Origin of the sequence: Tumebacillus algifaecis, assembly GCF_002243515.1 — a bacterium.
GTDB classification, from domain to species: domain Bacteria; phylum Bacillota; class Bacilli; order Tumebacillales; family Tumebacillaceae; genus Tumebacillus_A; species Tumebacillus_A algifaecis.
The window spans coordinates 3054219-3080000 of the sequence record NZ_CP022657.1; the positions used below are offsets into that span (position 1 = coordinate 3054219).

Here is a 25782-nt window from a genome sequence, read left to right on the forward strand (position 1 = left end):
TTTCTAATTTGCCTCACTCGGTCTGACGTTGCTGCGTCAGACCTTTTTCTTTGCCATAGCATCCGCGACTTTCAATTTTGCGTGCGGCGGAAGAAAAAGCATCGCTTCGTTCAGCGCATGTGCGAAACGAATGTTCAGGTCCAAGTTCTGGCGAAGCATCTCCGAAAGTTCCTCGTTCGTGTACCGCTCTATTGGATTCACCTCCCTTCAATGCCCGTTAGGGCAGATCCAGAACTTCATGACAACACCACGACAACCGTCCGCGTCGGCACCGTACAGCTCCCGTTCACCGTGCTTCCCAGCCCCGCATACACCGCACATCAGATCGTTCGGAGTGTAGTCGCTGCAGGCATCGCCGTCTTCAAAGTCCTCGTCGTCGAACTCCCCGGCCATGAACATCTCGCAGTAGCCGCGTTCATTACGTCGGCAGTCGAGCTTAGGGCAGTTGAGCGGTACGGTGATAGGCGGCTTCGGTCCAAGCAAGACGGCGGTAAACATGCCGTCAAGGTCCTTGTCGGTGACTGGTTTCAAGCGTCATCACCGCTGCTTTCAAAGACGATTTCCTCACCTGTTTCCGTTTTGGCAAGCATCACAAGCGCGTCTCGGAATGATTTTTCTTCACCGTAGACAAAGGTACCAACAACGGCCGACCAGGTAGCGGGTCCTCCAACACTTAATCCTGTCACTCCGGCCCGGCAGTACTCTTTGTTGACAGATTCGACTACTGCGAACAACTTCTCGTATTTCGCGAGCTCAGCTTGAAGGCGGTCGATCTCGTCGGCGGCCGCCCCGGTGTCGTTTGCGATTTGCATGAACTTGAACTGCACGAATCCAGATTCGCCTTTTGCCACACCACGAATTGCTACTGCGATCTCTCGCAAGTTATCGGTGTCAATCTTAGGCATTGTCGCTTCCCTCCTCTTCCTCCTGAATGTACGAGTCCGTTTCGTTGTTGATGATCTCAACGAGCAGGCTCAGCGGTGTCTTGGCTTCGTACTGCGCAGTCGTATCACCGTGATCGATGTTTGCCGAGCATTCACCATGCGCAAAGTGCATATGGATCGTGCTGCCGTTTTCTACAATGTCGGTCAGACCTCCGACGATGATCTGATACTTCTCCAACTCGCAAAATGGGCACTTGCCGTTGGTTGCGATGATGCTACCCGCTTCGATGCGAGCAGAGCACTCTAGGCAATTCCAAACCACGAGTTCTTCGCGTACTAGATGTTGCTCACTCACGCCGCCCTCCTCCGACGTGCAAGAATGTGACGATCGCGCCAGAAGCCGTTGCTTGCTCCATAAGCTGGCGGATCAGCTCGTCCCGCTCTGCCGCATCTTCAAGAGCTTTGCGATAACCGCGGTCATGATCCGACTTGCGCCGGGCCATCTCACGCAATTCGTTCATTGCGGTGTGGAGTTGCTTGGTCAGCGTCCAGGCACGGTCGAAGTTGTTCAAATGAATCAGCGCGTGGATTTCAGATGTTGCGTTCTTGCAAAGTTGCACGTATTGCAGCGCTTCCGGCAGGTCCGCGGGAAGAATACACATTTCCAGTGCCGGTAGCGTGGTTTGTTTGCTGGTTGCCATGTCGGTAATACCTCCTTGGGCTGTTTGGTGTTATTGGCGGGTAAGTTCATCCACTGTCGAGTTCAAGCGTTCGGCGATCAGTGATGCCAAGCGATCAGACGGATTCGCTTTGTCGTGCTCAATCTGATTGAGCATGCTCGGCGAGCAGATCCCCTGAGCGAGCTCGATTTGCTTCAACCCTACCTTCAAACGTTTTGCTTTTACTTTTGCGCCATCCAAAATCGGCATAATCGTTATCTCCCTTCGTAGTGGCCCGCGTCAGCGAGTGCCTTGAGTGCGTATACGGCTGTGATGCCGTCTACAGTGTTGAGGTGTTCACATTGAAGGACCTTTTCTTTGTTGTAGAAAAGATCATTCGGGTGTGCCAGGCCCAACGATGCTTGATCTGCCTCGATCACCAGAAGGTTGCCAGCCTGATACGGTGCTGCAACGCACCAGAAACCAGAGCGGCTTTTGATATGGAACTCAATGTGAGAACCGCGATTGATAATCTGGTCGATCGTGCCGTTCCAACTTTCTTGCTCACCGCTTTCCGGCCACTGCAATTGGCATTCAAACGGGATGTTGACAGGTTGTTTCATAAGATGATCCCTCCTCTTTTCTAATTGGCGCTACGCCAGACGACGCACAAACAAATCATCGATGTGGATTACGTTGCTATTCAGATCAATTTCTTGCTTCTGGCCATAGCCGATGCTTGCCAGATACGCTTCACGACCGATTACAATCCGCGTCCCTAGACCAGGGATTTTTGGGAAGTTTTCGCGCCGGGCTTCTTCATAGATCGTGGCCGATGCTTTCTGCCGGTACTTTGCGATGTCTTCAATCGTCCAGACCAGCGGTGTATTGGCCAACTCGTCGTCCAGGTCGAGCTGAACATAACCGATGAAGCGCAAAAATTCTTGTTTTGTGATCCGTATGCCCGTTTCGCTGTATCCAGCGCGGTAGATCTGGAGGTCGGGCTCTTGAATGCGTTTATAGGACATCGATCGGGAAACACCGAGTGCATCTTCGAAGTTTTTGACGGTCATCTCATTTGGTAAATCAGCGGGCGATTTGTAAATACAATGTTTTGCCATGAATGTTCACCTCCGAACGTTTGTTCCATTATCTTATCTAGCAAAATTTGTTAGAATTAAAGTTGGAACAAGGTTTCAGGTTTAAGCAGATGATGCCGCTTGTTCGTCGCTAACGTTACCCAACGATTTGTTGAGTTGATGAGCAAAAAAATAAATCCTTTATCTCGGTTTCGAACAATTCGGCGATCGCAATCCCGAGTTGCAGATTGGGCGTTCTCACGCCTTGCTCGATCATGCCGTAGTAACTTGCGCTAATTGAAATTTCATAAAACTCCTTCAACCGATACACCACGTCTTCTTGCTTCCAATTGCGGTCTTGGCGTAATTCGGTCAATTTTTTCCGTTTCAATCAATCACCACCCAACTAAGTGTTGTCTTCATAATACCCAACTGATTGTTGAGTGTCAACACTTTTCTCAACAATCAGTTGTATTAGTTCCATTACCCAACTGTTAGTTGTATACTTGCGATATGGAGGTGCAGGTTTGTTGGAACTACAAGATAAGCTACGCATTGAACGTAAAAAACATAAACTTACCCAAAAGCAAGTCGCTGACTTACTAGACATCACCGAGAGTGGTTATGGTTTTTATGAACAAGGAAAGAGGAAGCCGCCTTACGAGCACCTTCAGACACTAGCCGCTCGTTTCGATGTAACAATCGACTATTTACTCGGAACCTCCACTATCCCTCATATGAACAAGGAGCAGTCCGATAGCCTCCGAACAATAGAAGACGTACGCAATGACCTTGCTAACGATAGAATCTTAGATGTTGATGGCACGCATTTCACGCCGGAAGCAAAGGAAGAAGCTCTCCGTCAGATGGATCTTTTGATTAAGTTGCGAAAATTGGAGAAATGAAAAACCCCCTGTTACGGGGGTTTTGTTGTGAGGAGATGTTGTTTTGAGTTTTGGAGATAGATTGAAGAAATTGAGGAAAGAGCATTCCTTCAGCCAAGATGAGATTGCAAGTCGCTTAGGAGTCAATCGGGTTACAGTGTCACAATGGGAGAGTTGCAGGCGCGAAGCCAGCATGTCATACATCATAAAGCTCTCCGACCTCTTCGGTGCCTCCACCGACTACCTCCTCGGCCGCACAGAAGAGCGCAACTGCACCGTATCAGCTCCACAGGCCGACGATCAGGTACTGCGCTACCTAGAAGCCTTGGACGCGAAAATGGACGCACTGACCGCTGAGCTGACGGAGCTGCGCACCAGTACGGCGCAGATCGGCGAGCTGGTCCGGCGCATTGAGGATAGCGAGACTGATATTCGGATCCTGAAGAAATTGGCGGCAAAAGAATAGCCCCTTCGAAAAGGGGCGGGGCACAACAAGTCAGTCAGCCTGAGCCTCCTTGAAAGGAGGTGAAACCACATGTCTATCAAAAGCTGGGACGCTAATATGCTTTCTCTGTTCGGTCATCTTGAGTTCACAAAAGTACTCACTGAACTACAGCTAGATATTGCTCAAGGCAAATTCCTCGAATGGGAGGAATTAAAAGAAATATCAAAAGACCTATCACCGGAGGAACAAGTTCAAAAGGCTTTCGTGATCGCAAATGAAGAAGCAATTTTTCGAGGTGTCGCCAAAATGATCGAGGTGAATAACGAGCGATTATTTACCGAACTCGAAATTATGGGCATTGTTCCTTCAGAATCGAAGTAAGCTTTCCGATTCTCATTTCTCTAAATTTCGCAAGAAGATCCTGATCAAGCATGATTAACGAAATCGCCGTCCCAACGGCGGTTTCTTTTTTGTCATCACAGCCTGTGACATGACACGCACAAATCTTCCCCTGCTGCGTGGCAATCTGCGCTAGGTGTGCAGCGGCAGACCCTACACACGAGACGTTCTCGTCGATCTGGCCGCCAATCTCCGCATGGCGAGCGGCCAAGCCGCTCATGACGTCGAACGTTTGCTTTTGCTCCATTATGCGATCGCCCCTATTTTTACTTTTGATGACTCGTCGAAAATTCTCGATATCATCAACCTGTCCTCGGATGTCAACGCTTCATCATCGAGTTTCGCCAGGTAATCCTCCCACGTTTCTGGCTGTAACATATATCAAACAACTCCCGATTATTTATTTATTGATCACCACCATTCTAACTAATGTTTATAAGTCAAGGAATATAAATACCGAAAGTAGAAACAAAGTATCAAGTTAAGAAAATAAAAATAGACCCGCAAGGGCCTATTTTTATAATCCTTCCACAACAGCAAAGTCTGGATATGGAGGAATTACCGACGCTGTATTTTCCGATTCATGCGTACCTAACTGAATAGTCAACATAAATACACTTGCCAAAATTAGCGATACAATAATTTTTTTCATCTTTCTCTCTTCCCCCTCTCATCCCTCGATCACTTTCGTTTTAGCATAGTCACGTGCTTTTCAAGATATTCAAATGCATCGTTCATCCTGCCTTGAGCACGTGCCTCATATGCGATTATCTCATAAATTTCTGCCAATTCGGAAGGGGGAGCGTCCATTTCTGTTATCTGATATGTAGCATGGATCATTCCTTCATAATCCTTTAGTCGTAAGCACAAATGAAAGTCAATCAAAGCAGATTCGTAATTTCTGTGAATTGATACTGCTACAGACTTTGCCTGTTTCAAGTATGACAGCGACTTTTCAATATCTCCTGAATCATCAAGGATTTCACTAAGAGTCTTATACGAGTACAGAATGCCGATGCCATCGTTTCTGTCTCTGGCAATTTTAAGAGCTTGGTCGATACATTCTTTCGCCTTTTTGAAATCGCCTTTTAGTCGGTAAATATCGCCCATTCCTTGATGCGACTGAAGGGTTACCAAAAGCCCCGAATCGCATAGCTTATATTTTTGAACTTCTGAGTAGTAATACTCTGCTTTATCGAAATCGCCTTGCGAGTAATACAGGTATCCCAAGCTATTTAAGGCTCTCGCTCGGCGTTCATCGTCGAATGCTTCGTTCAAACTTTCCTTCATGTATGTCTCAGCCCGTTCATATCTACCTGATGCGATAAGAATCAAGGATAGATTGTAGCGAGATTTCTGAATCAATAAAGGCTCATTTGTCTGGATCGCGAGACGATATGACTCCTCGTAATACTCTAACGCACGGGAAACCCTCCAATGTGCATATTCGATATGACCAAGGATCATGTAAACCTGTGCCATTTCTTTTGGCCCTCGATCTTGAATGTCATTTCGAAGCCTCTCCGCTTCTTCGAGAGTTTCTTCGCCGATCGGCCATTGTTTAGAGGCTTGGGTCAATGCATGAATACGATTAGTGATATCTTCGTTAGTCTCCGTAATCGCATCCGGATCGAGCTTAAAGGTGTTCGCAAGGATCGCCACAAAGTCATCGTTAATTCGTCTGCCATACTTCCCGTTCTCAATCCGCGATATGTTTGCCTTCGCCAGTCCGGAGAGCGTTTCCAGATCATCCTGGCTCCACCCGCGTTCATTACGAAAAAACAAGACATTCCTCGCAATTACTGCGTTATATTTTACAATCGCTTCCGCGTCTTTTTTGACTCGCCGCTTCCGTTCTGTAGTAGCTGCTTCCATGCAACATACCCCCAAATCCACTTCTCTCTCAAAGGCTTTGTATAAATTCTACCCCTCTTACCATTTACATTCAAGACATTCTTAAAGTATTTGCACTCACGAAAAAAGACCATCAGCAAATGCCGACAGCCTTCTCTCACCAATCATGCACTCAAGGAGTGATGTAAATGTATTCTACCACACCCTCAACCATTTGATAAAATGATACTACCAATCATGCCAATCAGAGAGGAGTGTAGAAATGACCAAAAATAAGAAAAGAAGCTCGAATGACTCACGGAAAACCAAGTATCCGGGCGTTTATACCGCGAGAAATGAATCGGGCGGCTACGAGATTGTATTTGATGGTCCAAGAATCGGCGGCAAACGAAATCAGGTCTCCGATGTCCTTGATCCAAAAGAGTTCAACACAGCTGCTAAGGCAGCCAGTGAACGAGCACGTCGGATCGCAGAAGTGCAAAACGGAAAATACATCGAGCCAAGCAAATTAACACTGAGAGAATATCTTCTAGAAAGTCTAGCCACCAGAAAAGCATTAGCTAAAATCCACAAAGTGAACACCACAAAAAACTACAACAGTGAAACTAAGTTTTTTTGCGCCCCCCCACTTGGAGACATTTTACTCCCTGATCTGTCCACTCTTGAAATCGAGAAGCACATGATAAAAGCGATAAAGGACGAGAAAATTATTGTATCAACGGCTCGGAGCTATCTCTCATTCCTAAACCGAACATTGAAAAAAGCCGTTAGAAACAAAATTATTAATGAGAACCCAGCGGCGCTGGTCGAACTCCCAAAAGCACCAAAAACTGAGGTCGCGATCATGTCGCCGGCTGAAATGTTGGATTACCTACAGTCCATTTCGATCGAAGGCATCTGGAAAGAATATCTGACGAAGCTTGGTTATGACGATAACCAGATTGAAAGTCTGTGGCAATCGTACAAACTCCGCGGAATCGATGCGATGCCAATAAGCTTTTTCAACGCAATAAGAAAAGCAGAAAACAAAGCAAAACAATACGAAGTATACTTCAATTTTGCAACACTTTCTTTTGGCACTGGAGCTCGACGTGGTGAGATCCTAGGGCTTCGTGATGCAGATGTTGATTTCGAAGCCGAGCTGATCACTTTTCGACAATCAGTCGTTCCGAACGAGGACGGGTCGGCATTAATCCAGGATTCTCTAAAAAATGATTCGAGCCTTCGAACAATTTCTCTCACCCCAACTGAGTTAAAAATACTCAAACGGCAGATCAAAATTCGAAACGAGCACAAACTGAAACTTGGGTCGAACTATCAAGATCACGGTTTGATCTTCGCTTTGCCGAATGGTCAACCACTTGTCCCAGGAGTTCTTACAAACTGGTACCGCAGGAGCTTCGATAGATTCGGTCGCCCTGACTTCACACTACATGACTCCCGACACACGCATGCATCACTGCTGCTCATGGCTGGTGTGCCGATCACCGACGTTTCAGCTCGTCTCGGTCATGCGAACCCGTCTATCACATTGTCCACCTACTCGCATTTCCTACAAGAGAGGACAAAAGTTGCCAGCGACAAATGGGGGGAGATTCTACAAAACGCATCAATTTGAAGCAGAAGTTAGCGCAATGTTAGCAACAAATCGAAAAGGTGCCGAAAAAACCTGTTGTAGCAAGGTTTTTCAGCACCCTCTGATACTCCTTTATAAAGTAACACAATCGCGTTTCCCTCGCAATCAGAAAATCATCCGGGGACAGAAAAAGATCGCCGCAAAGCGATCTCTTGTTTCCGTTTACTCATGGGACGGCTTGGTTCCGACCAGAATCGCGGCACGAGTCACTTCGAGCAACACATCGGCCTTCATCTGTTCGTGCATCATCCGCGCCTGCACGATCGCCCGTCCTTTGTTATGCGCCACATAGCGGGGCGGCAAGGCATTCAATGCAACAGCCATCATGTCATTTTTACAAATTTGACACGAGCAGACGATCTTCAGGTTTTGCCAATGCTCATCGAAAACCTCTTCAACGATTTGCTCCATCAAATTCATGACTTTCATCATTGGCGTACCTCACTATATTTATGTTAATAATAATTTACCGTTTCTCTTTAATAGTAATTCTTCACGATTGGCAAACATCCTGCTCCTTATAAGTAAAAAAGACCCTGTGACAGGGTCTTTCGCCTAGAATTCATTCGGATTTTCTTTCCATTTTTTCAACAGTTTGAGATCTTCTTCCGACACATAACCAGATTCCACAGCGATCGGCAGGAGCGTCGTGTAGTTGGTCAACGTATCAAATGCACAGGCTGCCGCAGCAAAATTGTCGAACGCCTTCTGAAACTCGTAGCTAAAGATCGCCGCGACGCCCAGCACCTTGCCGCCTGCTTCGCGCACCGCTTCCACCCCGTCAAGGACAGAGCCGCCAGTGGAGATCAAATCTTCAATGATCACCACCTTTTGACCTGCTGTCAACGCCCCTTCCACCTGATTGCCTTTGCCGTGCTTCTTCGCGGAAGAACGGATGTAGACCATCGGTTTATTCAGCTTTTGCGCGACAAACGCCGCATGTGCGATTCCGCCTGTGGCCATGCCTGCGATGATGTCCGCCTCTGGATATTTCTCCTTGATCAATTCGGCAAACCCGTCAGCGATCAAATTGCGCACGTCTGGATAGGACAAGGTCAGGCGGTTATCGCAATAGATCGGCGAGCGCATCCCGGAAGCCCAGATGAACGGGTCGTGCGGGCGCAGGAACACCGCTTGAATGTCGAGCAATGCTTTGGATATTTGGTTTGCGGTCGTCGTGGTCATAATGCGTTCTCCCCTTCAAATGGTCTGCTTAGATTTCGTCCAAAATGCGCATGGCAGCCGCTCTTGGATCTGCTGCGTGGGTGATGGCACGTCCGATCACCAGATAGTGAGCACCCGCCTGCAATGCTTGGGCTGGCGTCATGATGCGCTTTTGGTCATCTTGGGCTGCCCATGCCGGACGAATGCCCGGAATCACAGTCAGGAACTCTTCCCCGCAAGTGGCCCGAATCGCTTCGATCTCATGTCCCGAAGCCACCACTCCGTCCAAACCGGCCTGCTGGGCCAGCTTGGCGTAATGCAACACAGAGCTTTGCACATCGCCAGGCACGCCGATCTCCTGATTGAGCATTTGTTGTGATGTCGAAGTCAACTGTGTGACACCGATCAGTTTCGGGACTGCAATCCCCATCGACTCCGCACGCTTAACCGCCGCCTCTTTGGCGCGCTTCATCATGTCGAATCCACCCGCACAGTGGACGTTGAACATGTAGACACCATGCTGTGTCACCGAGTCGGAAGCACCGGCTACCGTGTTCGGAATGTCGTGGAACTTGCAGTCCATAAAGATTTGAAAACCCATGTCCTGCAGGCGGTGCAAAATCTGCGGGCCGCTTTTGAAAAAGAGCTGCAGGCCGACTTTCATCGTTTTGATCGTGTCCCCGAGCTGCTCGGCCATGCGCAGCGCATCGTCCATGTTGTCATAGTCGAGCGCGACAAAAATTCGCTCTTGCGGGTTATGCCTGCTGTTCATCGTGCCAACTCCTTCCACGCCAGCCCTTGCAGGTCGCGCACACGCTCCACACCATGGTCTGCACAGTAGGTGCGGATTTCTTCGATGATCTCCGGACAGGCCATCGGGTTCACAAAGTTCGCCGTCCCCACGGCTACGGCAGAAGCGCCTGCCAGCATAAACTCGATCGCATCTTCACCCGTCATGATCCCGCCCATGCCGATCAGCGGGATGTTGACCGCTTGCGCCACCTGATAGGTCATCCGCACCGCGACCGGTTTGACAGCCGGACCGGACAAGCCGCCAATGCCGTTTGCGATCAAGGGCCGTTTCTTGTTCAGGTCGATCGACATGCCGACGAGCGTATTGATCAGGGAGATCGCGTCCGCCCCGGCCGCTTCCACCGCTTGAGCCATCGCGACGATGTCGGTGACGTTTGGCGACAATTTGACGATGACCGGAACTTTTGAGACACGCTTGATTTCGCGGGTCACATGTGCCGCTTGTGCAGGATCGGTGCCGAACTGGATACCACCGCATTTGACGTTTGGACAGGAGATGTTGACCTCGATCGCATCGACATCTGTGCTGTCCATCAAGCGCTCGGTGACTGCCACGTAGTCTTCCACAGTGGTGCCAGCCACATTGACGATGACCGGGATGTCATAGCTACGCAAGTGCGGCAGTTCTTCGGCGATAATTTTCTCCACACCCGGATTTTGCAAGCCGATCGCATTGAGCATCCCGCCTGGCGTTTCAGCCACGCGGGGAGTAGGGTTACCCAAACGCGGTTCGAGCGTGGTCGCCTTAACGGTGATCGCGCCCAGCACGCTCAGGTCATAAAAATCGGCAAACTCCTTGCCAAACGCAAAGCAGCCCGATGCTGGCATGACCGGATTTTTCAGCTTTAACGAGCCAATTTCAACAGAAAGATCGACGCTTGTCGCCATTACAAAACCACCTCCGGTGCCGGGAACACCGGCCCATCTTTGCACACTTTCTGATAGCCGACGCTACCGTCTTCCCGCACACAGGAGGTGACACAGGCCATGCAGGCCCCGATGCCGCAGCCCATCCGCTCTTCGAGGGACAGATAGCCCTCGACTTTGCCTTTCATCTTCTCCTGCACGGCGCGCAGCATCGGTGTCGGTCCACAAGCGTAGAAGCGATCGGCACTCGCCAGCAGTTCATCGCTCATGTAGTCGGTGACAAACCCTTTTTGGCCGAGTGTCCCATCATTGGTCGCAACCAGCACTTCGCCATAGTGGCGCAATTCGTCGATCAGAATCGCCACCTTCTCGTTTTGGAAGCCCACGATCGAGGTAACTTTTACACCTCTCTGCGTCAGTTTATCGGCAAGTTCCACCATCGGTGGCACGCCGATCCCACCGCCGACCAGCAGGACGTGTTTGTCCTCGTCATGTACGTGAAACCCTTTCCCAAGCGGTCCGAGCACGTCGATTGTGTCACCGACTTTTTTGGCCTGTAGCAGTTTGGTTCCTTTGCCGCCGACGCGGTAGGCGATGCCAATGCCGCCGTTTTCCCCCAACACTTTGCACAGCGAGATGGGGCGACGGAGCAGATGATCCACCCCGTCGGTCACGCGGATGTGTAAAAATTGACCCGGTGAATAGCTGAGGTTCTCCGGTGCCGTGAACACCAGCCACATCATGTTGTGCGCAATCTCTTTATGTTCTAGGATCGTAAGCCGTGCCATCAGTCCCTGCCCCCTTTTGTCTGTTTACTTCGCGGCGCCAAGCGGTACGGTCGAGAAGCGGATCGATTGCAGAACTTCGAGCATCGCTGCTGCCGTGTCAAGTGAAGTCAGACACGGGATGCCATGTTCCACCGCTTCCCTGCGAATGCGGAAACCGTCGCGGGTTGTCTCTTTGCCGCGGGTCAGCGTGTTGATCACCATGTCCGCTTTGCCTTGGCGCAACAGATCGACGAGGTTTGGCGAGCCTTCTGCAAGTTTTTTGACTTCGGTGACGGAGATCCCATTGTCGCGCAAGAGCGCTGCCGTGCCTTTCGTCGCAAGGAAGCGGAAGCCGAGGTTGGCGTACCCCTTGAGAATCGGCAATGCCTCATCCTTGTCTTTGTCAGATACGGTGGCGATGATCGTGCCATGCGCAGGGATGTCGATGCCGCCAGCCAGCAAGCCTTTGTACAGCGCTTTGGCGAACGTGCGCTCCTGTCCCATCACCTCACCTGTCGATTTCATTTCCGGGCCGAGCGTGACATCGACGCGGCGAAGTTTGGCGAAGGAGAAGACCGGCACTTTGACAGCGACCATGTCTTGCGGTTCTGGCCAGAGACCGTTTTCGTAGCCTTGTTCGAGCAGCGATTTGCCAAAGATGATCTGCATCGCCACGTCTACCATCGGCACGCCGGTCACTTTTGAAAGAAATGGCACGGTGCGGGAGGAGCGCGGGTTGACTTCGATCACATACACGCGATCTTTGGAGACCACGTATTGGATGTTCAGCAGACCTTTGACTTTCAAGGCCCGAGCGATTTTGGTCGTGTACTCGATGATCGTTTCTTTCAGATGCGGGTACAGTTTTTGCGTCGGATACACCGCAATCGAATCGCCGGAGTGAACGCCTGCGCGCTCGACATGCTCCATGATACCTGGGATCAGCACAGTCTCACCGTCGGAGATCGCATCGACTTCGATCTCCAATCCGGTCAGGTAACGGTCTACGAGCACCGGATGCTCCGAGTTCACTTTTACTGCATGCTGCATGTAGTGCAACAGGTCCTCTTCGGTGTAGACGATCTCCATCGCACGGCCCCCGAGAACGTAGGACGGACGCACTACGACCGGATAACCTGTTTCATCGGCCGCTTTGACCGCCGCTGCGACGGTGAAGACCGTTTTGCCTTGCGGGCGCGGAATATCGAGGTCGGTGAGCAGTTGGTCAAATTTTTCACGATCTTCGGCGCGGTCGATGTCCTCGAGTTGCGTGCCGAGGATTTTTACGCCGCGTTTGGCGAGCGGTGCGGCAAGATTGATCGCCGTCTGTCCGCCGAACTGGACGATGACGCCTTCCGGTTGTTCACGGTCGATCACATGCATGACATCCTCGATGTGCAGAGGCTCGAAGTACAGACGGTCGGACGTCGAGAAGTCGGTGGAGACAGTCTCTGGGTTGTTGTTGATGATGATCGACTCGTACCCTGCATCTTTCAGTCCCCAGACCGCATGGACGGAGCAGTAGTCAAATTCGATGCCTTGTCCGATGCGGATCGGTCCGGAGCCGAGCACCACCACTTTTTTGTTGTCCGACTCGGCCACTTCATCTTCCTGTTCGTACGCCGAGTAATAGTATGGAGTTGCCGATTCAAATTCAGCGGCGCAGGTGTCCACCATTTTGAAGACCGGACGCAGTCCGAGCGCTTGACGTCTGCCGTACACTTCCTCTTCGGTCAGACCAGCGTAGCGGGCGATCGTGCTGTCGGTGATGCTCCATTTTTTCGCCTTGGTGAAGTTCTCTTCGGTCAGACCTTGCTCTGCAATCGTCTGCAGCAGGCGGACGATGCCTTCCACTTTGCCGAGAAACCATTCATCGACTTTGGTCAGCTCGTGGAGCTGTTCGACCGTGTAGTTCCGCTTGAACGCCTCAGCGATCAGGAAGAGGCGTTCATCGTCAGCGACCACCAAGCGTTTTTCCAACGACTCTTGATCAAGCTCGTCAGCACCCGGCAGATCGAGCGAGTCGAGGTCGATCTCCAAGGAGCGCACCGCTTTCATCAGCGACGCTTCGAAGGATCGTTCGATGGCCATGACTTCGCCAGTCGCCTTCATTTGCGTGCCGAGCACTCGCTTGGCGGAGACGAATTTATCAAACGGCCAGCGCGGGATTTTCGTGACGATATAGTCGAGAGCCGGTTCGAAGCAGGCATACGTCTGTTTGGTGACCGGGTTGACAATCTCGTCGAGGGTGTACCCGACAGCGATTTTCGCCGCGATCTTGGCAATCGGGTAGCCGGTCGCTTTCGACGCGAGCGCCGAAGAGCGGGAGACGCGCGGATTGACTTCGATCAGGTAATATTGGAAGGAGTTCGGGTCGAGCGCAAACTGCACGTTGCAACCGCCTTCGATGCCGAGGGCTCGAATGATTTTCAGCGCCGAGGAGCGAAGCATCTGGTATTCATGATCGGACAGCGTTTGCGACGGTGCGACGACGATCGAGTCGCCCGTGTGGATGCCGACCGGGTCGAAGTTCTCCATGTTACAGACCACGATGCAGTTATCATTTTTGTCGCGCATCACTTCGTACTCAACCTCTTTGAATCCTGCGATCGACCGCTCGACGAGCACTTGAGAGATCGGAGACAATTGGAGGCCGAGGTTGACGATCTCTTCATACTCCTCCCAATCCTTGACGATGCCGCCGCCAGTACCGCCCAGCGTGAAGGCCGGACGGATGATGATCGGGAAGCCGATCTCTTCAGCAAATCGTTTCGCTTCTTCAAACGTGTTGACGATGGCCGATTCCGGCACCGGTTCGTCAAGCACTTTCATCAACGAACGGAACTCTTCTCGGTCTTCGGCCTGATTGATCGACGTGAGCGCTGTGCCGAGCAATTCGACGTTCTCTTGTTCCAACACGCCCATCTCGTGCAATTTGACCGCCAAATTCAGCCCGGTTTGTCCGCCGAGGGTGGCGAGCAGACCGTCCGGTTTTTCTTGACGGATGATTTGCGCGACAAACTCCGGGGTCAACGGTTCCACATAGACTTTGTCAGCCGTATCGAGGTCGGTCATGATCGTAGCTGGGTTGGAGTTGACAAGCACCACTTCGATGCCTTCCTCGCGCAGGGCATGGCAAGCTTGAGTGCCTGCATAGTCGAACTCCGCTGCTTGTCCGATGACGATCGGACCGGAGCCGATCACCAGAATTTTCTTGAGGTCTGTACGCAATGGCATGTTATTTCCCCTCCCCGTGAGCTGCAATTATTTCCATGAAACGGTCGAACAGATAGTCAGAGTCATCCGGACCTGGGCGCGCCTCCGGATGATATTGGACGGAGAATACTGGATGCTCAGTGTGGCGGACACCTTCGACAGAACCATCGTTCTGGTTGATGTGCGTCAGTTCTAGGCCCGTGCCTGGAAGCGATTCGGGTACGACCACGTAGCCGTGGTTTTGCGATGTGATGTAGCACCGACCGTTCAGCAAATCTTTCACCGGGTGGTTCGCGCCGCGGTGGCCGAACTTCAAGCGCTCCGTTCTCGCTCCACAAGCTAGCGAGATCAACTGATGCCCGAGGCAGATGCCGAAGATCGGGACTTGGCCGATCAATTGGCGCACCGTTGCGATGATGTCGGTAAGATCGGCCGGGTCGCCAGGGCCATTGGAGAGCATGACACCGTGCGGTTGCCAGTTCAGAATTTCCTCGGCCGAAGTGTCTGCTGGCACCACCGTCACATCACATCCTCGTGCGACCAGCGAGCGCAGCACACCCGATTTCATCCCAAAATCCATTGCGACGATGCGATAGTTTTTGCCCGGGCTTCTGTAGGTCGATTTGGTGGTGACGCGAGCCACCTGATCGCGTGGTAGCAAGCCCTGCGTATTCAGCTTGGACACGTACTCTTCCACCGAGCGGTCGAGCGTGGTGATCACGCCGCCCATCGTGCCTTTGACACGGATCTTTTTGGTCAACATGCGGGTGTCGATGCCTTGGATGCCGATGATGTTGTTCGTCTTTAGGTAAGCATCAAGACTGCCCATGTTCCGCCAGTTGCTCGGATGAGACGACCACTCACGAACGACAAAGCCGCGTACATGCGGATGGTTGGACTCGATGTCATCGATGTTCACGCCGTAGTTTCCGATCAGCGGGTAGGTCATCGTCACGATCTGCCCATAGTAGGACGGATCGGTCAGCACCTCTTGATAGCCGGTCATGCCGGTGTTAAAAACAACCTCGCCAAACGACTCCCCTTCCGCGCCGAACGCGGTGCCTTCGAACACAGTTCCATCTTCCAAAATCAGCCTTGCTCGCATTTCGCTTCTCCACCCTTCTAATGTCTGTGCTTATTTGCCTTGGTAGGTAATGCGCCCTTGGTTGATCGTCAGCACGCTCCAGCCTTGCACCGTTTTGCCCATAAACGGAGTGTTGCGCCCTTTCGTTTTCAACTCTTCACCCGTGATCGTGCGCTCCGTATCTAGATCGACGACGGTCAGGTCGGCCACTTTGCCGACGGTGAGGCTGCCGCGATCAAGTTTGAACACTTGGGCCGGGTTGACCGTGAATTTTTTCACCAGCTCATGGAGCGGCAAGTGTCCGGTTTGCACCAATTCGGTGTAGAGGAGCGGAAACGCGATCTCCAGACCAACGAAGCCGAACGGTGCCGTTTGAAACGGACGCTGTTTTTCCTCCTCGGTGTGCGGCGCATGGTCGGTTGCTACCATGTCGATCGTGCCGTCGAGCAGCCCTTGCAAGCAGGCCAAGCGGTCTTTTTCAGTGCGGATCGGCGGATTGACCTTCATGTTGGCGTCTGACGCATCGGTCTGGTCGATGATCGCTTCGGTCAGAAGCAGATGGTGCGGCGTCACTTCGGTCGTCACTTTCAACCCGCGGCTTTTGGCATGGCGAACCAGTTCGACCGACGCGGCATCGGAGATATGGCAAACATGCAGGTGCGCGCCCGTATCTTCAGCAAGCAGGATGTCGCGGGCGATCATCGCGCTTTCGGCAAGCCCCGGAATGCCCGGCAAGCCGAGTCGTTTGGAGACGACCCCTTCGTTCATGCAACCGTCTTTGGCAAGGTCCTCATCTTCCGAGTGGATCACGACCGGAAGATCGAGCGCTGCTGCTGTGCGCATCGCTTCCCGCATCAACGAGGAGGACTGCACGCCGACCCCGTCGTCGGTAATGCCGATTACTCCAGCCGCTTTCAGTCCGGCGATGTCGGTTAGTTCTTCGCCCAGTTCGCCTTTGGTGATCGCACCATACGGGAGGACGGTGCAAGAGCCTTCCTGCGCAGTCTTTTCATAGACATAGCGGATCAATTCGGGCGAGTCGAGGACCGGTCTTGTGTTCGGCATGCAGGCCACCGTGGTGAATCCGCCGCGCGCTGCGGCCGCCGTCCCCGTCTCAATCGTCTCCTTCGCTTCAAAACCTGGCTGGCGCAGATGTACGTGCATATCGAGAAAGCCTGGTAGAATCAAGTTGCCATTCAGGTCGATCGTCTCATGATCAGCCGCATCGATTTGCTCGGCCACCTCTGCGATCGACTCTCCCACGATCAAAATCTCAAGTGCTTCTCGTTCACCCGTCTCCAAGTTGAGCAGTCGTCCATTTTTCAGTACCAGTCCCATCGTCATCCTCCTCAATCTGTCGAGCGCACATGCGCCATCGTAAGCGTTTACCCCATCACCTTGGACAATGCTTCCATTTCTGCTTCCGCCCGCTTGTCGCCAAGGCAGTATGCGAGCAACGCCATGCGGATATACACGCCGTTGGTCGCTTGGCGGAAATAGGCGGCGCGCGGGTCCTCATCGACCTCTGGCAAGATCTCACCGGCTCGTGGCAGCGGGTGCAAAATGATCGCGTGCTGCTTCATACGGTCGAGCACGTTTTGGTCGATCACATACTTGCCAGCCGCTTTCAAATATTCCTCGCCGCTTGGAAAACGCTCCTTTTGGATGCGCGTCATGTAGAGCACATCCACTTTCTCAGCAACCGTCTGCAGGTCGTCCTCTTCATAGTAGGTAACGCCTTGCTCCTCGAGAAAGTCTTTCACTTTTTGCGGAATCGGGCAGTTTTCCGGCGATACAAAGGAGATCGTCACATTTTCGTAGCGGGACAGCATGTAAGACAGGGAATGAACGGTACGTCCGTAGGTCAGGTCGCCGACCATCGCGATGTGAATGTTGTCGATGCTGCCCAGTTCCTTTTGAATGGTGAACAGGTCGAGCAGCGATTGGGTCGGATGCTCACCCGCGCCGTCCCCGGCGTTGATCACCGGAACCGCTGACACTTTAGCCGCCCGTGTCGCCGCTCCGACTTCGTTATGACGGAGCACGATCAAATCGGCATAGGAAGAGATCACCCGGATTGAATCTTCGAGCGTCTCCCCTTTGATCGCAGAAGAGAATTGGGCAGCATTTTCGGTGGAGATCACCTTGCCGCCGAGGCGCATCATCGCCGATTCGAACGAAAACCGAGTGCGCGTGCTGGGCTCGAAGAACAGAGCCGCCATGATCTTGCCGTTGAGCAGGTTGGAACCGCCATTTGCGGCCGTATATTCCATAATTTCCGCCATGCGGAACAATTGGTTCAACTGGTTGCGGTCAAACTGATGAGCACTCAGCACATGGTACATATCGGCTACCTCCCGTTTTTCACAAAAAAGACTCCCATTGCTTTAAGTGGCAAGGGAGTCCAGCAGACAGAGTTAAACTACACGTCCGATAGAACAGACCTTACCAATCTCTCGTATTGGTTTAAAGGTGCTGTGAAAGGCACAGAACGTTTCTATTTTCACCTATTTACTTTTTTTGATGCCCTGCGTCTTCGTTGTTGATATTTTTCGGTAACACAAGGTTCAGCAGAATCCCGGCAAAGGTGGCCAGCGCCATCCCTTCGATCGGTAGGTCACCAATGTGGATTTTCGCCCCGCCTACTCCGAGCACCAAAATGACCGAGGAGATGATCAGGTTGCGCTTGTTGCCATAGTTGATACCGCTCTCGACCAACATCCGCAGACCAGCCGAAGCTATGATCCCAAAGAGCAAGATCGAGATCCCACCCATGACAGGCACCGGAATCGTGGAGATCAGCGCAGAGATTTTCCCGATGAAGGCGAACAGGATTGCGAGCACCGCCGCACCGCCGATCACCCAAACCGAGTATACGCGTGTGATCGCCATAACGCCAATGTTCTCACCATATGTGGTCGAAGGCGGTCCACCAATCGCTCCAGCCAGCGCCGTTGCCACACCATCTCCCAGCATCGAGCGATGCAGGCCGGGCTTTTTCATCAGGTTGCGGCCGACGATGTTTTCGGTCACCAACAGATGGCCGATGTGTTCGGCGATGGTAACCAGCGCGACCGGGGCGATCAACAAGGCGGCCGTCCAAGATACTTTTGGAGTTTGGAAGTCTGGTAGCGCGATCCAACTTGCTTCAGCTACTTTTGTAAAATCGACCATGCCTTGGGTGATCGCGAAGACATAGCCACCGATGATGCCAAGCAGAATCGGGATGACCCCGAGAAACCCGCGGAAGAATGCCGAAGCGATGATCGCGATGATCAGACCAACAACTGCGACCGTCCAATTTTCAGCTGCCATGTTCACCGCAACTCCGGCGAGACCAAGTCCGATCACGATGACGATCGAGCCGACCACGACCGGAGGTAGCAACTTGTTCAGCCAATCGATGCCTGCCCCTCGGATGATAAAGGCAACGATGATGTAGACGATGCCTGAGATGAGACAGCCGAACAGCGCCGCTTCCGGACTTTCTGCTTTCGAGACTGCGATGATCGGTGCGATAAAGGCGAACGAAGAGCCGAGATAACCTGGAATCATGCCTTTGGTCAGAAAAATGTAGATCAGGGTGCCGATCCCGCTTGTCAAGAGCGCAATGGCCGGATTCAAGCCTGTCAGGAACGGTACGAGCACCGTTGCGCCGAACATGGCAAACAGATGTTGCAGACTCAGTGGAAACGATTTTGCGAGTGGCAAGCGCTCCTGTACATCGACGACTCGTTGCTGGTTCATGATGTGTTTTCCCCCTTGAAGACAAACCCCTTACTAACAAAAAACCTCTCCGCGGCGCGAGGAGAGGGGGATTTGGGCAGGACAACACAAAACCTGTCCAAAACATCCCACTCTTTCGCGCCTCACGGGACCCGGTTAAAGAGTGTTTGCTTTTTCCATGATGATCACTTTGTCTACTTGCTCGGTCTCAACCAGATTTACCGCCACCACTTCGTCGCGAGAGGTTGGAACGTTTTTTCCCACATAGTCGGGCCGAATCGGCAGTTCGCGGTGACCGCGGTCCACCAAGACTGCCAGTTGAATCTGCGTCGGGCGCCCGATGTCGATCAAGGCATCAAGGGCCGCTCGAACGGTGCGTCCGGTAAACAGCACATCATCGACGAGAACCACCGTCTTGTCGGTGATGTCAAAATCGATTTCCGAGCCATGCACCACCGCTTGCTCCGTTCGCTGTTTTAGGTCGTCTCGATACAGGGTGATGTCGAGCGTCCCGACCGGAACCTGCTGCTCCTCAAAGGCCATAATGCGTTCGGAAAGCCGCTGCGCAAGGTGGATGCCCCGCGTTTTGATACCGACGAGCACGAGGTTGTCTGTGCCTTTGTTCTTTTCGACGATTTCGTGGGCGATTCGCGTCAGAGCCCGGCGGATCGCTTCCGCATCGAGCAACTGCGTTTTCTCGGTCAATTCCATCGTGGCTCCTCCAGTCTGAGATTCTTTGCTAGTAAGTGTCCTCAAGTGTCGACAAAAAAGGCTTCTTCCCTCGCGGAAGAAGCCTCCTGTTTATATGCACACAGTTCTTTGCAGAGTGCCAGAAACGCTCGCAAGCGTTCGGACTCTACAGCCGACTCCTTACCGACCTCACGGGATCAGTTTAAAGGACTTATTCAGTTCTATTGAAGGATAGCAATTTTCTCGAGAATCGTCAAGCCTGTTGACGCAAAAAGTCGATCAGTCGCACCATATCTTCCGGGATGTCGGTCGCAAACTCCAGATACTCTTCCGTGCGTGGATGCACAAAGCCGAGCACCTGAGCGTGCAAAGCCTGCCCGTCGATGATGTCGCCAAACTTGTTGCGCTTTTGATTTCCGTATTTCGGATCGCCGACGAGCGGATGCCCGATAAAATCCATATGGACACGAATCTGGTGCGTGCGCCCAGTCTCTAATTTTAACTCGACCACCGTAAACTTCTCCAGTCGTTCCAACACTTGGAAATGGGTGATCGCCTCCCGACCACCATCACGGATGACCGCCATCTGCTGGCGGTGGACCGGATGCCTGCCGATCGGTGCATCCACCGTGCCGAGATCATGTTCGATGACGCCGTGCACGACAGCGATATATTTACGAGTCACCGAGTGCTCCTTGAGCTGAGCGGACAGATGACGGTGTGCATGATCATTTTTGGCTGACATCAGCAGCCCAGACGTGTCCTTGTCAATACGGTGCACGATGCCTGGACGCACCTCTCCGTTGATGCCGGACAGGTCCTTGCAATGAAAGAGCAGTGCATTGACCAGCGTACCGCTTGTATGCCCAGCAGCCGGATGAACGACCATGCCTCGCGGTTTGTTGACGACGATTACATCATGATCCTCATAGTACACATCGAGAGGGATGTCTTCGCCTACGAGCGTCACTTCGGCCGGCTCTGGCAGATCAAGCGTGATCTCATCACCCAAGCGCACTTTGTAATTCGATTTCGACTTGCTACCGTTGACCAGAATGGCTTCCTGATCGATTAAATCCTGGACTTGGGTGCGGGACAGCTCGCTCATCCAGCCCGACAAAAGCTTGTCGATGCGCTCGCCCGCCTCAGATTCGATCGTCCAAGATCGAATCTCCCGTTCTTCCAACTCTCCGTCAACCTCGTGGTTAAGTAGCGTTTGCACGTTCTCTTCCATCAGGCTTCCTCCTCTCGACTGACGCTCTTTCTCGTCTGCAGCCACTCGATCAGCATCGACAGAATCATCAGTCCCACCCCGATGTTGATCGCCACATCGGCGATATTAAAGATCGCAAACGAAACAAACTGCAGATCAAAAAAGTCGGTCACAACGCCAAACAGAACGCGGTCGATCGCATTGCCGATCGCGCCACCCATCAAAAGGGCAAGTCCAATCTCCATCAGCGGACGGCCTTTCAGTTCGCCTTTCGCCCGGAAATAGATCACGCCGACGACCACCGCTGCTGTGCTCAAAATGAAGAACCACTGCTGCCCTTCCAAAATTCCGAAAGCAGCACCCGGATTGCGATGCGAGGTCAGGTTGATCACACCTTCCCAAAGCGGAACCGATTCGGTCACATCCATATTCGCGCGTATGTAATATTTCATCACTTGATCGAGGACCACCACAAGAGCGATCAGCAGATAAAACAGCATCTTGTCACCTCTGAAGGCAAAAAAGCCCGTTTTTTGCTTGCCCATTGTAGCATATTCCCTTACTCTTTACCATGCTCACAGCGAACACATTTCAATCAAAATTATTTTTCAGACAATATGGAATATCGAACCGAGTGCGATTATAAAATATCACCGAATGAAAATTAATTATTTTTGTCGTTAAAAAAGAAAGGGTGGTCATCAAATGAAGAAGAAATCATGGGCGGTCCTCGCACTTTCCGCCGCATTGACCGTCACATCGGCGACAAGTTTTGCAGCGTCCGACACGGTGACAAAAAAGGTGGTCGATCCGCAAGACAGCACCAAAATTGCCAAGATGGTTGACGCTGACAAGAACAAAATTTTCGATGATCTTGAGGCGATGTTGCTAAGTAAAACGGCAGACGACGAAGTTCGTGTCATCGTCCGTTTGAACGAGAAATTTGCCAATCAAAAACTGCAAAAAATCAAAAGTGACATCGGAAGCGAGTTCCAAACGAAGCATACGTTCGAACACTCCTACCAGGGATTCGCAGCAACGATGAAAAAATCGCAGATCGAAAGGTTGCAGAAACACCCGATGGTCGAATCGATTCAATATGATGCTCCAGTGCACAAGACGATGAACACGGCTGGCGACTCTTTTGGCTCCACAAAGGCTGCGACCGACTTCCTCTTAGATGGCGACCGTGATGGCAACCCGACCTCCTTCTCCAGCACGGACGTTGTCGTGGCGGTCATCGACACCGGAATCGACGGTAACCATGTCGATCTCGATGGTGGAAAAGTCCTCGCCTTCCGAGATTTCGTCGGCCCGACCCCCAATCCAGCTCCTTATGACGACGACGGCCACGGCACGCACGTATCTGGCATTATCGCCGGCACGGGAGACGGAAACGCCTCCTACAAAGGCGTGGCGCCCGGTGCTGCACTTGTCGGCATTAAAGTACTCGACGGCACTGGAAGCGGCTACATGTCGGACGTCGATGCGGGGATCAACTGGGCCATCGCCAACAAAAGCACATATGGCATCAAAGTGATCAACCTGTCGCTGGGTACGTCCGGCTCCTCGGACGGTAATGACTCCACGTCGCTCGCGATCGATAACGCGGTTGCAAATGGACTGGTAGCGGTAGTTGCGGCAGGCAACTCCGGTCCTCGAAAATCGACGATCGGCTCACCTGGCGCTGCTCGTCAAGCGATCACCGTCGGCGCGTTTGCCGATGTCGGTGAAAAAGGGTTCAACCTGACCTCTTTCTCCTCGCGCGGTCCAACGGCGGACGGTCGAATCAAACCTGACTTGGTAGCTCCGGGCTACAACATCACGGCGCCCCGAGCAAACTCGAGCAATCAGTACATTTCCTACAGCGGCACCTCGATGGCCACACCGTTCACCGCGGGCGTCATTGCGTTGATGCTGGACGCCAATTACTCGCTGACCCCTGCCGACATCAAAAACAAACTGACCAGCACGGCACAGGACTGGGGAGTAGCCGGTCAGGATATCGACTACGGCTGGGGACGCCTGCAAGCGTATGAAGCGATCAAGTCGGCTGGTGGCTATAGTGGAACCGGTCCGAGCGTCCCGAACCACCAATTCTGGTCCGGCTCCTTGACCGCAGCGGGTCAGTCACAATCCTACACCTTCTCCGTCACCTCGACAACGACACCGATCGCTCTGACGTTGCTGATGCCTAACTGGACCAGTTCCTCCGCGCCCGACTTCGACCTCTATCTCACCAATCCGTCCGGCACTCAGGTCGCTTCCTCACTCGGTACCAGCCGCCAAGAAACGATCACGTTCCAGCCGACAGTTACCGGCACCTACACCGTTCGCGTGTACTCCTATAGTGGAACAGGTGCTTATCACCTCGACGGTTCGTTTAAGTAAAGAAAAGCTCTGTGCCTTTCCTGGCACAGAGCTTTTTTCTACCACTGTTCTTCAGCCTCTCTCCACGCCCTGCGATATGCATCGTTGTGAACATATTGGGGATCTTTCACCGGATTTCCTTCAATATCGGTGATGGTGAAGCCTTCAATATCTTCCACATAGCCAAGGCGTTCATCGGCGTGAAGATAAAATTCGTTAGGGTGGAGCGCATCTGGATTTTCATCATTGGTAGCCGCAGTCCCATAACGGGCCACCGCTTGCCAAGCGTCTTCACCATCAAATCCGTTGTAATCCTCATCATTATGATCCATAAACGAACGCCCAAAACCAGGAAATAGAAAGTTCTCTTCCACTGGCCGATTCCCCGAAATCTCCTGCGCATCTAGCTCCTCTTGGCAGTCCACGCATTGTTTGGCGGCTGGGTTCGCTTCCAAGCGCACAAAGGGAATGTTTCGTCCACATTGTGCACAGATGCCATACGTGTCATCCTCCATACTTTCAAGCGCTTCGTCAATCTCCTCGATACGCAAACTATCGGCGTCCCGCAAGGCGAGGTCTTTCCCCCTTTCAAACACCTCAGAACCGATGTCAGCCGGATGGTTATCATAAAGTGACAGCTCGCCGGTCGTATCCATTAACGAATTTCTCATTTGGTAAGCATCGTCTTCGTCTAAGCGCTGGAGAATGTCAGACATCTCATCTTCAAGTTTAGAACGCAGCTGTCTCAGTTGTTCGGTGGTGAGATTCATGATGGGAGCCCCTCCTGTTCTAACAGATCTTACGACTTCCTACCGTTACCGTACGTACGGATTACCTAGATTTGATTGCACAATGCGCACGAGTTCAGCTATATAGTCCCCGATTAACGGCAAGCCCAACAGTTGCAATTTCTGTAACAGGTACACCAAAGTCGCACCGAGAACGGAAAAGCCAATACCGAGCCCGACACCGCGTGCAATACCGCCCACCAGACTATAGAAAATCATCCGCCTTGGCCGATTGAGCAGTTGCACATAGTCAGCAAAATTCGCCTTCTCCATATGAATGGCGAGCCGCTCCACCTGTTCGCTCAACACGCTCACCCGATCGTCCAGCGTGATTTGCTGATTGTCTTGCACTACGCGTTCTGTGCGGCGTGTCTTGCCCTGCGCATGTTTGTTCTCCATGCTCAATCCCTCCCGCATATCCCTACTATTCCCGTTCGCCTATCTCTTCATGTTGAGTGATAGATGGTAAGAAATGCAGCAGGCACAGAATTGTCAAAGATTAAGACGATGACGTATTGAGGTTGCACTTTTATCAGGTGTATGATGAAAAATAGAATTGATGATCGTATGTCCATCTGTTTGGATAAAGAGAGGAGTCTGTCAGGTGCGCCGACAAACCATACGTTCCCTGGCATCCATCATGATCTGGGTCGGGGGAGTAGAACTTTTCGCAAGTTTTTTAACAAAAATGCTTTTTGACTATGTGATACCCTATTCGCAAGTATTTATCGCCTTGCTCTTGATCGGATTTGTTACTTGGATCGTTTCCATAGTCTTTCATTGGAAATAAGGAAAGGGCCTTGCTTGACGACAAGGCCTTTTCCTTATTTTTTTCTACTTCCATGCAAAAAGCCCGCTCCAAAAGGAGCGGGCTTTTTAGTCTGGTGCGGTCAAGAGGACTTGAACCTCCACAGGGTTGCCCCCACAAGAACCTGAATCTTGCGCGTCTGCCAATTCCGCCATGACCGCATTGGTAACTGGTGCCGATGACAGGACTCAAACCTGCGACCTATCGATTACGAATCGATTGCTCTATCAACTGAGCTACATCGGCAAAGGATGTTCCCTGAAAACTGGATGCGAAAATAATTGTGAGTGTTGGACATACTTAGGATAAGCCCTCGACCGATTAGTACTGGTCAGCTACACGCCTCACGGCGCTTCCACCTCCAGCCTATCAACCTTGTCTTCTACAAGGGGTCTTACCACGTTGACCGTGTGGGAAGTCTTATCTTGAGGTGGGC

Annotated in this window: 32 protein-coding genes, 2 tRNA genes and 1 rRNA gene (1 of these 35 cut by a window edge); 5 read left to right on the forward strand and 30 right to left on the reverse strand. The window is 52.0% G+C overall.

Annotated features, from left to right (window positions below; all coding sequences use genetic code 11):
- Positions 1-36 precede the first annotated feature (36 nt).
- The 9 genes from CIG75_RS21460 to CIG75_RS12965 form a co-directional block, all read right to left on the reverse strand.
- Entirely contained in the window at positions 37-159 is a 123-nt protein-coding gene (locus CIG75_RS21460) for a hypothetical protein (RefSeq protein WP_265415034.1), read from the reverse strand.
- Between the two features lie 48 nt (positions 160-207).
- Positions 208-531: a hypothetical protein gene (locus tag CIG75_RS12930; protein WP_094237044.1), complete on the reverse strand. Its 324-nt coding sequence runs from the start codon at positions 529-531 to the stop codon at positions 208-210.
- Positions 528-905, reverse strand: a complete 378-nt coding sequence (locus tag CIG75_RS12935) for a hypothetical protein (RefSeq protein ID WP_094237045.1) — start codon at positions 903-905, stop codon at positions 528-530. The genes CIG75_RS12930 and CIG75_RS12935 overlap by 4 nt, the downstream gene beginning before the upstream one ends.
- Entirely contained in the window at positions 898-1239 is a 342-nt protein-coding gene (locus CIG75_RS12940; RefSeq protein ID WP_094237046.1) for a hypothetical protein, read from the reverse strand. Before CIG75_RS12940 ends, CIG75_RS12935 begins: the two co-directional genes overlap by 8 nt.
- Positions 1232-1585 (reverse strand): hypothetical protein, encoded by a 354-nt coding sequence (locus CIG75_RS12945; protein ID WP_094237047.1) that lies wholly within the window; start codon positions 1583-1585, stop codon positions 1232-1234. Before CIG75_RS12945 ends, CIG75_RS12940 begins: the two co-directional genes overlap by 8 nt.
- Positions 1586-1615: 30 nt before the next feature.
- The gene (locus CIG75_RS12950; RefSeq protein WP_094237048.1) at positions 1616-1813 is read right to left on the reverse strand and encodes a helix-turn-helix transcriptional regulator; all 198 of its coding nucleotides are present in this window, start codon (positions 1811-1813) and stop codon (positions 1616-1618) included.
- 5 nt (positions 1814-1818) lie between these two features.
- Positions 1819-2166 (reverse strand): DUF6618 family protein, encoded by a 348-nt coding sequence (locus tag CIG75_RS12955; protein WP_094237049.1) that lies wholly within the window; start codon positions 2164-2166, stop codon positions 1819-1821.
- A gap of 30 nt (positions 2167-2196) precedes the next feature.
- Positions 2197-2664 (reverse strand): hypothetical protein, encoded by a 468-nt coding sequence (locus tag CIG75_RS12960; RefSeq protein ID WP_094237050.1) that lies wholly within the window; start codon positions 2662-2664, stop codon positions 2197-2199.
- 115 nt (positions 2665-2779) lie between these two features.
- On the reverse strand, positions 2780-3013 hold the full coding sequence (locus tag CIG75_RS12965; protein WP_094237051.1) for a helix-turn-helix transcriptional regulator: 234 nt from the start codon (positions 3011-3013) through the stop codon (positions 2780-2782).
- A gap of 139 nt (positions 3014-3152) precedes the next feature.
- Between CIG75_RS12965 and CIG75_RS12970 the strand changes: the two genes are divergently transcribed.
- From CIG75_RS12970 to CIG75_RS12980, 3 genes are all read left to right on the forward strand, one after another.
- Positions 3153-3527 carry a helix-turn-helix domain-containing protein gene (locus tag CIG75_RS12970; protein ID WP_157729545.1) on the forward strand — a complete coding sequence of 125 codons (375 nt, stop codon included), beginning with the start codon at positions 3153-3155 and terminating at the stop codon, positions 3525-3527.
- Positions 3528-3570: 43 nt separating this feature from the next.
- Positions 3571-3972 carry a helix-turn-helix domain-containing protein gene (locus tag CIG75_RS12975; RefSeq protein ID WP_094237053.1) on the forward strand — a complete coding sequence of 134 codons (402 nt, stop codon included), beginning with the start codon at positions 3571-3573 and terminating at the stop codon, positions 3970-3972.
- Positions 3973-4041: 69 nt separating this feature from the next.
- A complete protein-coding gene (locus CIG75_RS12980) occupies positions 4042-4332 on the forward strand; it encodes a hypothetical protein (protein ID WP_094237054.1) in 291 nt (96 codons plus the stop codon).
- Here the strand turns inward: CIG75_RS12980 and CIG75_RS12985 are convergent.
- The 3 genes from CIG75_RS12985 to CIG75_RS12990 all read right to left on the reverse strand — a co-directional run bounded on the left by CIG75_RS12985 (position 4301) and on the right by CIG75_RS12990 (position 6225).
- Positions 4301-4597: a hypothetical protein gene (locus tag CIG75_RS12985; RefSeq protein WP_094237055.1), complete on the reverse strand. Its 297-nt coding sequence runs from the start codon at positions 4595-4597 to the stop codon at positions 4301-4303. The two genes, CIG75_RS12980 and CIG75_RS12985, sit on opposite strands and share 32 nt — an antisense overlap.
- A gap of 270 nt (positions 4598-4867) precedes the next feature.
- The gene (locus tag CIG75_RS21465) at positions 4868-5002 is read right to left on the reverse strand and encodes a hypothetical protein (RefSeq protein ID WP_265415036.1); all 135 of its coding nucleotides are present in this window, start codon (positions 5000-5002) and stop codon (positions 4868-4870) included.
- A 29-nt stretch (positions 5003-5031) separates the two neighbouring features.
- Positions 5032-6225 carry a helix-turn-helix domain-containing protein gene (locus CIG75_RS12990; protein ID WP_094237056.1) on the reverse strand — a complete coding sequence of 398 codons (1194 nt, stop codon included), beginning with the start codon at positions 6223-6225 and terminating at the stop codon, positions 5032-5034.
- 241 nt (positions 6226-6466) lie between these two features.
- Here CIG75_RS12990 and CIG75_RS12995 point away from each other — a divergent pair, with 241 nt between their 5' ends.
- On the forward strand, positions 6467-7822 hold the full coding sequence (locus CIG75_RS12995; RefSeq protein WP_094237057.1) for a tyrosine-type recombinase/integrase: 1356 nt from the start codon (positions 6467-6469) through the stop codon (positions 7820-7822).
- Between the two features lie 180 nt (positions 7823-8002).
- On the opposite strand, the gene CIG75_RS13000 is transcribed toward CIG75_RS12995, so the two are convergent.
- The 13 genes from CIG75_RS13000 to lspA form a co-directional block, all read right to left on the reverse strand.
- Positions 8003-8272, reverse strand: a complete 270-nt coding sequence (locus CIG75_RS13000; protein ID WP_094237058.1) for a late competence development ComFB family protein — start codon at positions 8270-8272, stop codon at positions 8003-8005.
- Positions 8273-8395: 123 nt separating this feature from the next.
- On the reverse strand, positions 8396-9025 hold the full coding sequence (gene pyrE / locus CIG75_RS13005) for an orotate phosphoribosyltransferase (RefSeq protein WP_094237059.1): 630 nt from the start codon (positions 9023-9025) through the stop codon (positions 8396-8398).
- 28 nt (positions 9026-9053) lie between these two features.
- Positions 9054-9776 (reverse strand): orotidine-5'-phosphate decarboxylase, encoded by a 723-nt coding sequence (gene pyrF / locus CIG75_RS13010; RefSeq protein WP_094237060.1) that lies wholly within the window; start codon positions 9774-9776, stop codon positions 9054-9056.
- Positions 9773-10705: a dihydroorotate dehydrogenase gene (locus CIG75_RS13015; RefSeq protein ID WP_094237061.1), complete on the reverse strand. Its 933-nt coding sequence runs from the start codon at positions 10703-10705 to the stop codon at positions 9773-9775. The genes pyrF and CIG75_RS13015 overlap by 4 nt, the downstream gene beginning before the upstream one ends.
- On the reverse strand, positions 10705-11472 hold the full coding sequence (locus tag CIG75_RS13020; protein ID WP_094237062.1) for a dihydroorotate dehydrogenase electron transfer subunit: 768 nt from the start codon (positions 11470-11472) through the stop codon (positions 10705-10707). The genes CIG75_RS13015 and CIG75_RS13020 overlap by 1 nt, the downstream gene beginning before the upstream one ends.
- 24 nt (positions 11473-11496) lie before the next feature.
- A complete protein-coding gene (carB, locus tag CIG75_RS13025; RefSeq protein WP_094237063.1) occupies positions 11497-14688 on the reverse strand; it encodes a carbamoyl-phosphate synthase large subunit in 3192 nt (1063 codons plus the stop codon).
- 1 nt (position 14689) lies between these two features.
- Positions 14690-15772 carry a glutamine-hydrolyzing carbamoyl-phosphate synthase small subunit gene (gene carA, locus CIG75_RS13030; protein WP_094237064.1) on the reverse strand — a complete coding sequence of 361 codons (1083 nt, stop codon included), beginning with the start codon at positions 15770-15772 and terminating at the stop codon, positions 14690-14692.
- Between the two features lie 30 nt (positions 15773-15802).
- Complete coding sequence (locus tag CIG75_RS13035; protein WP_094237065.1) at positions 15803-17089, reverse strand: dihydroorotase; 1287 nt, start codon at positions 17087-17089, stop codon at positions 15803-15805.
- A gap of 47 nt (positions 17090-17136) precedes the next feature.
- Positions 17137-18096 carry an aspartate carbamoyltransferase gene (gene pyrB / locus CIG75_RS13040; protein WP_094237066.1) on the reverse strand — a complete coding sequence of 320 codons (960 nt, stop codon included), beginning with the start codon at positions 18094-18096 and terminating at the stop codon, positions 17137-17139.
- A gap of 166 nt (positions 18097-18262) precedes the next feature.
- The gene (gene uraA / locus CIG75_RS13045) at positions 18263-19498 is read right to left on the reverse strand and encodes a uracil permease (protein WP_094237067.1); all 1236 of its coding nucleotides are present in this window, start codon (positions 19496-19498) and stop codon (positions 18263-18265) included.
- A 135-nt stretch (positions 19499-19633) separates the two neighbouring features.
- The gene (gene pyrR, locus CIG75_RS13050; RefSeq protein WP_094237068.1) at positions 19634-20188 is read right to left on the reverse strand and encodes a bifunctional pyr operon transcriptional regulator/uracil phosphoribosyltransferase PyrR; all 555 of its coding nucleotides are present in this window, start codon (positions 20186-20188) and stop codon (positions 19634-19636) included.
- A 232-nt stretch (positions 20189-20420) separates the two neighbouring features.
- Positions 20421-21401: an RluA family pseudouridine synthase gene (locus CIG75_RS13055; RefSeq protein ID WP_094237069.1), complete on the reverse strand. Its 981-nt coding sequence runs from the start codon at positions 21399-21401 to the stop codon at positions 20421-20423.
- Positions 21401-21925, reverse strand: coding sequence for a signal peptidase II (gene lspA / locus CIG75_RS13060; protein WP_227874220.1), 525 nt, complete (start codon positions 21923-21925; stop codon positions 21401-21403). The genes CIG75_RS13055 and lspA overlap by 1 nt, the downstream gene beginning before the upstream one ends.
- 160 nt (positions 21926-22085) lie before the next feature.
- Here lspA and CIG75_RS13065 point away from each other — a divergent pair, with 160 nt between their 5' ends.
- Positions 22086-23771, forward strand: coding sequence for a S8 family serine peptidase (locus CIG75_RS13065; RefSeq protein WP_094237070.1), 1686 nt, complete (start codon positions 22086-22088; stop codon positions 23769-23771).
- A 38-nt stretch (positions 23772-23809) separates the two neighbouring features.
- Here the strand turns inward: CIG75_RS13065 and CIG75_RS13070 are convergent, their stop codons facing one another.
- From CIG75_RS13070 to CIG75_RS13095, 5 genes are all read right to left on the reverse strand, one after another.
- Positions 23810-24520, reverse strand: coding sequence for a TraR/DksA C4-type zinc finger protein (locus CIG75_RS13070; protein WP_094237071.1), 711 nt, complete (start codon positions 24518-24520; stop codon positions 23810-23812).
- A 45-nt stretch (positions 24521-24565) separates the two neighbouring features.
- Positions 24566-24937 (reverse strand): DUF5665 domain-containing protein, encoded by a 372-nt coding sequence (locus CIG75_RS13075; RefSeq protein ID WP_227874221.1) that lies wholly within the window; start codon positions 24935-24937, stop codon positions 24566-24568.
- 483 nt (positions 24938-25420) lie between these two features.
- A tRNA-Leu gene (locus CIG75_RS13085) sits at positions 25421-25507 on the reverse strand.
- Positions 25508-25516: 9 nt separating this feature from the next.
- Positions 25517-25592 (reverse strand) — tRNA-Thr (locus CIG75_RS13090).
- Positions 25593-25647: 55 nt separating this feature from the next.
- Positions 25648-25782: ribosomal RNA gene (locus tag CIG75_RS13095) — 23S ribosomal RNA — on the reverse strand (it continues 2795 nt past the right edge of the window).